The following is a 6,333-nucleotide window of genomic DNA, read 5'->3' as shown; positions in this document are numbered from 1 at the left end:
TACATTTTCATGCCTTTCTAGTTGTTTTGTGGTTATTATAATTATAAAGCATGAAGTGGAAAACGAGCAACTCCTAATTGGAATTGCTCGTTTTTTATATGTGAGAAGCTAGTTTTTGCCCAGCCTCTCTTGATTTTGGTATCACAAGAAAGTTACGACATAAGCCAAACTATTCCAAAGTAAATGTAAGGCGATTGCCGTCATACAATCAGCTTTCAATCGAACAGCAGCCAAGGTCAAGCCAAGACAGCTATACATGAGCCAACTCCCTAACTGATTGGGGCCATGGGATAGAACAAAGAGAAAACTGGTCACGCCTATTTGTACAAAAGGGAATGTCAATTTTTCCCACAGCAATTGCCTATAAACAATCTCTTCAAGGATACTTGCATTGACCAGAAACAATAAAAAGATAATAGGGGGAACCTGTTTTCCTACTTGTACCAATACCGCTTGATTCCTAGTCTGACCTGGAAATAGGAAGCTGATGAAGACTGCAAAAGCAACCATAGCCACAAAGCCAAGAAGCAACCATCTTAGGCGATTTCTCAAGGTTATATTTTTTGCTTGAACAGTTTTATGACGGGCAATCTCTAAGCAAGTCACACTTAATAGGACCAATTGTAGCAAGACTATACCCTCTATTGTCAGATACTCTTTCAGGTATAAACTCACCAGAAGACCGTTAAGCTGTATAGCTAGATAAAACACCACTATCCTTATCATTGTCACCTCTTAAATAAATCTTCATAATCAATTTCTAAGACTAGAACAATACGCTCAACCCATCTTGTTTGTGGCATCAGACGATTGGATTTGTAATGTCGCAGTTTTTGATAGAGACGATTAAACTCACTTGGATAAACATATTGACCGTTGAATACTTTACGTGCTAGTTCTGCCCAAGTGAGTTCTTTTTCGGCCAGAATGATCTCTAAATTGTCCCAAAATCGTTCATTCATCTTCACACCTACCCTGTCACCTGTTTCATCAGACTGGCCTGAAACAGCTCTTCTTTTACTTGTCTGGGAAGAAAGGTACGCACTTCGTCTAGCCCAATAGCTGGATAGACATGATTCTGACAGACAATGAGGGGCAACCGAAGATTCTGGTCTGGCTTTTGGAGAATAAGCTGAATCATCTCATTCAAACTTATCGAATATTGACGCTTAAAGCAAAGAAATCGTGGCGACAATAACTCAAAACAATCCATTGTTTTGGCAAAGAGTGACAGTAAGATTTCACGGTCTACATCACACGCTTTTATACAACGATAAGTCACACCATAGGTCGTCAAAATGGTTAGTAAATCTTGATTTGTATTGGCATTATTTCCTAGATATACCTCAAGCATAGGCACCTCCTTATAGGATTAGGCTATTTTCAACTGTTGGTTCAGGAGTTGAGAAATAGCGACTCATATCAATGGGCATCCGTCCTTCACCAAAGCACTTGACTATCACTAAAGTCGTTAAAATGCCATCCTTTCCTCTAGCAGAATAATTTTCACCAAAGGCACGAAAGGCCAGGTGATTGTCTTTCGTCAGTAGTGTATCTACACCATTTTTAATATCCCTAGTTTCCATAAAATCCGAAATCCGATGAAGATTGGATTCGTAGAATAGGGGATCATTCATCTCTTTGTGGTAATCATCTTCAAAAGTCACCTCAAAGTCACAATCAAAATTGGGGAGTGATAGTATCCTTTTCAATAACTGATTGGTTTCAACTTGGTGAATACGTTCCTCTAATTCGGTACACTCTAGGATACTTTTCTTATGTAGTAGGTTCATGTTTTTCTTCCTCTTCTATTCTTCTAAATTCTCTCGCGATGGCTTCAATAACTGTGACAGTCACGCTATTGCCTGCCTGTTTGTATAGTTGGCTCTTACTGGAAACACTTTCTGCTCTTTCATAAGCCCAATCAGGAAAGCCTTGAAGTCTGAAACACTCTCTTGGTGTCAGTCGTCTTATTCTCAGGCGATAGAGTTTTCCATCTATGACAATGCCTGTGACTTCATACCACTTATCCTGTCGATATTCCAGAGCAGCAACCACCACTCCCATATTGTCTGAAGTCGTTAGAGTATTGGATATTCCCTTTCCCACACGTCCCCTACGTTTGGTTGAGTCTGGATAAGCCAGATTGACAGAGTCTCCAAGAGTTGCCTTTGCGTACCCTGTTTTTGTGGCTTCCTTGATTTTCAGAAATGGCAGCTCCTCCCTCAGCAAAATCTTTGGCACCTTGTCTCCACCTTGCATGGTGGTCAAGGTCGGTGACAAGCCAGATATGTCAAATACTCTTCCAGTCTGGTCAAAGCTAGTCGGCAGACTTCCTGCGACAACAACCCCGTGTCTGTCTTGACTGGTCAAAGTAAACATAGGGTCTTGATTGTCCTTAAATCGACGACCATGTTGCCGTTTTTCAAGTCTATCAGGTGTTAAGACTGGAATGGCGATTTTAGCTCCCTCTCCTTTACCTCTTGTTAGTGTAGGAGCAAGTCCACTCGTCAGATAGACTTCACCATTCAAACCACGTTTAGAGGGATTGATATTTCCTAGCCTTTCAAGATGAGCTGGGCTGTTTTCTCTTCTGAGAGGAAATATGAATCTGGAACGGTATCTTCTAGAATGTCCGATAATAAAGACCCGCTCTCTGTTTTGCGGGACTTGGAAGTCCTTACTGTTAAGCACCTGCCATTCGACATCATACCCCAATTCATCCAACGTGGAGAGGATTGTGGCGAACGTCCGTCCCTCGTCGTGATTGAGTAGGCCTTTGACGTTTTCCAAAAATAGAAAACGTGGTTGGATTTGTTTGGCCGCTCGAGCAATCTCAAAAAAGAGAGTCCCTCGAGTATCTTCAAATCCCAATCGTCTGCCTGCGAGTGAAAAAGCTTGGCAAGGAAATCCCCCACAGATGATGTCCACTTGCCCTCTAAATTGTCTAAAGTCATGGTCTGTGACCTCTTTAATGTCATGGTATTCTATTTCCCCTTCTGTGTTAAACATGGCTTTATAAGATGTTCTAGCGAATTTATCAATTTCACAAAAGCCCAGGCATTTATGACCCTGTGATTCCAACCCTAGCCTAAAACCGCCTATCCCAGCAAATAAATCTAAAAACTTCATTTTTCCTCTCTTTCCAAATAAAAAAGAGCCTTACGATTTGTAAAACTCTTGCCTATATATGATCATCCATTTCTGGTGCTCGGATGATTTCAACAATCAAAATGATGATCGAAATTAGATAGATTCCACCTAGTATCCACCAAATCATCTTAATCACCTCCCTTTACTTCTTGTCGTCTCAGTTGCTTGGTCCATTCTGACAGCACACCATTAAACACGTATTCAGCTATCACTTCAGCTGACCGAGCAAATCGCATATGTTCTAAAGCATACTGATAACGATCACTAAAATAGATCATGGCATAGTCACTAGCCGACTGAGATAGACCTGTCTGTCTTAGCTGGTCATGAACCAAACCCCAAATATAGTCTCGATCGTACTTAGTCACATCATCTACTTTTGGAGTAAAGTTTTCTTCTTGTTTGTCATCTACTAGCTGCCTCTCCTCCTCGTCCTCAATAAGGAAATCACTCCCTTCAGTTTCACTATATTCAGTCTCACTTCCTTCAGTCTCACTAGGGGCTGAATTTAAGACCGGCCCCGTCTTTCTTTGAGACCCCCCTGGTGTTTTTTTAACACTAGCCCCGTTTGAATCTAAGACTGGGGTAGGTTCATGTTCTAATTCCCCCAAGTAAATTTTATTTGCCATTCGACCTTTTTCACTAGAGGACTGTTGGACTTCATCAATCAAGCCATATTCACGTAAGTTTTTCTTGATAGAGAGTAATTTTGACTTTGAACAGCCTAAAAGTGCCATCAGATTTGAATTGGAATAAATCAAGTAAATAGCCCCATCTTCATCAATCCAGCCTTTACTCAAAGACAACTCCAACCGATCTTTTAAAACCGCGTAGGCCACCTTAACCTCCAGCTTCATATCCTTATACCGTTCACTCTCAAACAAAACTTTAGGGAGTTTATAATAACGCTCTGATGTCTGATATTGATTAGCTGTAATTCGTTTCATGATTGTCCCTCCAAGACTAAAATTCCAACATTTCCAAATTCATCAAATCGGATTAAACCTAGTTGTTCCATTTCATCAATTAGCTGAGTTGCTTTCACAATATCAACTCCTTAAATAGTCACGAGATGACACATCACGATTTGGCGTGATGATTGTTCCTTCTTTTGCATAATTACCTCCAAAACGCAAAAAAGGGGTAGACAATTTAATGTCTACCCCCGAAAATTTATTAAAACAAAAATCCTGCCAAAGAATTTTTGGCAGGAAACCAAATCAATTTATCAGTTTCTATCAATCGCTTATCGCTCTCAAAGACTGGTAAATAGGGATTCCGCAATCTAATTATGATGTGACTCTTATTTAAGAGTAACTGAAGCGCCTGCTTCTTCCAATTTAGCTTTGATTTCTTCAGCTTCTGCAGTTGCAACGCCTTCTTTAACCATAGCTGGTGCACCGTCAACAAGCTCTTTAGCTTCTTTAAGACCAAGACCAGTGATTTCACGTACAACTTTGATAACGCCAACTTTTTTGTCGCCAGCAGATGTCAATTCAACGTCGAATGAATCTTTAGCTTCTTCAGCAGCACCACCAGCTGCAGCAACAGCTACAGGAGCAGCTGCAGTTACACCAAATTCTTCTTCGATAGCTTTAACAAGGTCGTTAAGCTCAAGGATAGTAGCTTCTTTAATTTCAGCAATAATGTTTTCAATGTTCAATGCCATTGTGATGTTCCTCCAATTTAGGTTTTTAAATAGTTTGTAGCACTAAGCAGCTACGCTCTGACGCATTAAGCTGCGTCTTCTTTTTCTGCAACAGCTTTGACAGCATATGCAACGTTGCGAACTGGCGCTTGAAGTACAGAAAGCAACATAGAAAGCATGCCTTCGCGGTTTGGCAATGTAGCAAGTGCTTCGATTTCTTCTTTAGAAGAAACTTTACCTTCTACAGCTCCACCTTTGATTTCAAGAGCATCAGCAGTTTTCGCGAAATCGTAAATTGTTTTAGCTGGAGCAACTGCATCGTTTGAGAATGCAACTGCAGATGGACCTACAAACAATTCTGCAAGACCTTCAAGACCAGCTTGCTCAGCAGCACGACGCAAGATTGAGTTTTTGATAACTTTGTACTCAACTTCTGCACCACGCAAGTTACGACGAAGAACTGTATCTTGTTCTACTGTCAAACCACGAGCGTCTACAACAACGATAGATGTTGCAGCTTTCATTTGCTCAGCAACGGCATTTACTAATTCCGCTTTTTTAGCGATAATAGCTTCACTCATTTTTTTACCTCCGTTTTTATTTTGGGCTAGGCACAAAAAAATCGCACCTAAACCTAGACACGAAAGTACAAATACGTTTATCTCAATAATCGTTTTGTGCCTCGGTAGGATGTTTATGAGTCCAGCTCCCCTACTGTCTTAGGTCAGTTTTTTCAAACCTCAATTATCATAACACAGTATTTTCAATAATGCAAGACTTTTATCCTATTTTTTAAACATTTTTTCAAACAGTAAATTCCCAAAGTAAGTTCTAGTCTGTCTTAAAAACTGGAAACTAGAATGAGACAAAGAAATAAGGTAGAACTTACTATGGGACAAGTTGGTAATCGACAATGAAAAACAAACACTTAACTCTCTCTGATCGCAACGATATTCAAATAGGAATTGAACAACTTAAGCCCTTCTCGGCTATCGCTGTTAAGCTAGGAAAAGACCCGTCCACAATCTCAAAAGAAGTTCGGAGAAATAGGCTGATAAAAGAGAACTCTAGTACCTCCAATTGTGAGACCTGCCCTCTACTCAAAAAGGCTCCCTACGTTTGTAATGCCTGTCCGAAAAAGAGAAGCAACTGCGGATTCCAGAAACAGTTCTACTACGCAAAAAGAGCTCAGCTTGATTATGAAGCTAAGCTCTCAGAGTCGAGAACAGGTGTTGCCCTAAATAAAGAAGAATTCTATCGTATGGACGAGATTATCTCTTCTGCCATCCAAAAAGGACAACACCTCAACCACATCATCGCCTCAAACGAACTGGCGGCATCCAGAGCTTCTATCTACCGATACCTTGAAAAAGGCTATCTGTCCACAAAGCCTATTGATTTCCCCCGTGTCGTGAAATTCAGAAAACGGAGAACCAGAAAACTACAACCCATTCCTAAAACTGCCAAAGAAGGACGGTCTTACGAGGACTTCCAACGCTTCCTCACAGAGAAAGGAATCAGCTATTGGCTGG

General features: G+C 40.7%; 9 protein-coding genes and 1 other annotated feature. Of the genes, 1 reads left to right on the top strand and 8 read right to left on the bottom strand.

Features of this window, described 5'->3' with window-relative positions:
- Positions 1-141 precede the first annotated feature (141 nt).
- From ODU50_RS10180 to rplJ, 8 genes are all read right to left on the bottom strand, one after another.
- Positions 142-726, bottom strand: coding sequence for a CPBP family intramembrane glutamic endopeptidase (locus ODU50_RS10180; protein ID WP_000619439.1), 585 nt, complete (start codon positions 724-726; stop codon positions 142-144).
- Between the two features lie 2 nt (positions 727-728).
- Entirely contained in the window at positions 729-962 is a 234-nt protein-coding gene (locus tag ODU50_RS10175; RefSeq protein WP_001005710.1) for a hypothetical protein, read from the bottom strand.
- 8 nt (positions 963-970) lie between these two features.
- Positions 971-1,354, bottom strand: a complete 384-nt coding sequence (locus ODU50_RS10170) for a hypothetical protein (protein ID WP_000895326.1) — start codon at positions 1,352-1,354, stop codon at positions 971-973.
- A 10-nt stretch (positions 1,355-1,364) separates the two neighbouring features.
- Positions 1,365-1,793 (bottom strand): hypothetical protein, encoded by a 429-nt coding sequence (locus tag ODU50_RS10165; protein ID WP_105152814.1) that lies wholly within the window; start codon positions 1,791-1,793, stop codon positions 1,365-1,367.
- Positions 1,777-3,132, bottom strand: coding sequence for a DNA (cytosine-5-)-methyltransferase (dcm, locus tag ODU50_RS10160; protein ID WP_201339122.1), 1,356 nt, complete (start codon positions 3,130-3,132; stop codon positions 1,777-1,779). Before dcm ends, ODU50_RS10165 begins: the two co-directional genes overlap by 17 nt.
- A gap of 149 nt (positions 3,133-3,281) precedes the next feature.
- Complete coding sequence (locus tag ODU50_RS10155) at positions 3,282-4,100, bottom strand: replication initiator protein A (RefSeq protein ID WP_105152816.1); 819 nt, start codon at positions 4,098-4,100, stop codon at positions 3,282-3,284.
- A gap of 356 nt (positions 4,101-4,456) precedes the next feature.
- A complete protein-coding gene (gene rplL / locus ODU50_RS10150; RefSeq protein WP_002936483.1) occupies positions 4,457-4,822 on the bottom strand; it encodes a 50S ribosomal protein L7/L12 in 366 nt (121 codons plus the stop codon).
- Between the two features lie 65 nt (positions 4,823-4,887).
- On the bottom strand, positions 4,888-5,382 hold the full coding sequence (gene rplJ, locus ODU50_RS10145) for a 50S ribosomal protein L10 (protein WP_002936486.1): 495 nt from the start codon (positions 5,380-5,382) through the stop codon (positions 4,888-4,890).
- A 26-nt stretch (positions 5,383-5,408) separates the two neighbouring features.
- Positions 5,409-5,543, bottom strand: a sequence feature (ribosomal protein L10 leader region).
- Between the two features lie 171 nt (positions 5,544-5,714).
- Between rplJ and ODU50_RS10140 the strand changes: the two genes are divergently transcribed.
- Positions 5,715-6,333 (top strand): helix-turn-helix domain-containing protein (locus tag ODU50_RS10140; protein ID WP_398581408.1); only part of this gene is annotated, 619 nt, incomplete at its 3' end.

The organism is Streptococcus sp. 2020WUSS084 (assembly GCF_044427445.1).
Lineage (GTDB): Bacteria > Bacillota > Bacilli > Lactobacillales > Streptococcaceae > Streptococcus > Streptococcus suis.
This window is presented reverse-complemented; position numbering and strand designations above follow the sequence as displayed.

What these genes read in the sequence shown, in the direction of transcription:
- ODU50_RS10180 (WP_000619439.1), bottom strand. Translation starts at nt 726, where the DNA reads ATGATAAGGATAGTGGTGTTTTATCTAGCTATACAGCTTAACGGTCTT.
- ODU50_RS10175 (WP_001005710.1), bottom strand. Translation starts at nt 962, where the DNA reads ATGAATGAACGATTTTGGGACAATTTAGAGATCATTCTGGCCGAAAAA.
- ODU50_RS10170 (WP_000895326.1), bottom strand. Translation starts at nt 1,354, where the DNA reads ATGCTTGAGGTATATCTAGGAAATAATGCCAATACAAATCAAGATTTA.
- ODU50_RS10165 (WP_105152814.1), bottom strand. Translation starts at nt 1,793, where the DNA reads ATGAACCTACTACATAAGAAAAGTATCCTAGAGTGTACCGAATTAGAG.
- dcm (WP_201339122.1), bottom strand. Translation starts at nt 3,132, where the DNA reads ATGAAGTTTTTAGATTTATTTGCTGGGATAGGCGGTTTTAGGCTAGGG.
- ODU50_RS10155 (WP_105152816.1), bottom strand. Translation starts at nt 4,100, where the DNA reads ATGAAACGAATTACAGCTAATCAATATCAGACATCAGAGCGTTATTAT.
- rplL (WP_002936483.1), bottom strand. Translation starts at nt 4,822, where the DNA reads ATGGCATTGAACATTGAAAACATTATTGCTGAAATTAAAGAAGCTACT.
- rplJ (WP_002936486.1), bottom strand. Translation starts at nt 5,382, where the DNA reads ATGAGTGAAGCTATTATCGCTAAAAAAGCGGAATTAGTAAATGCCGTT.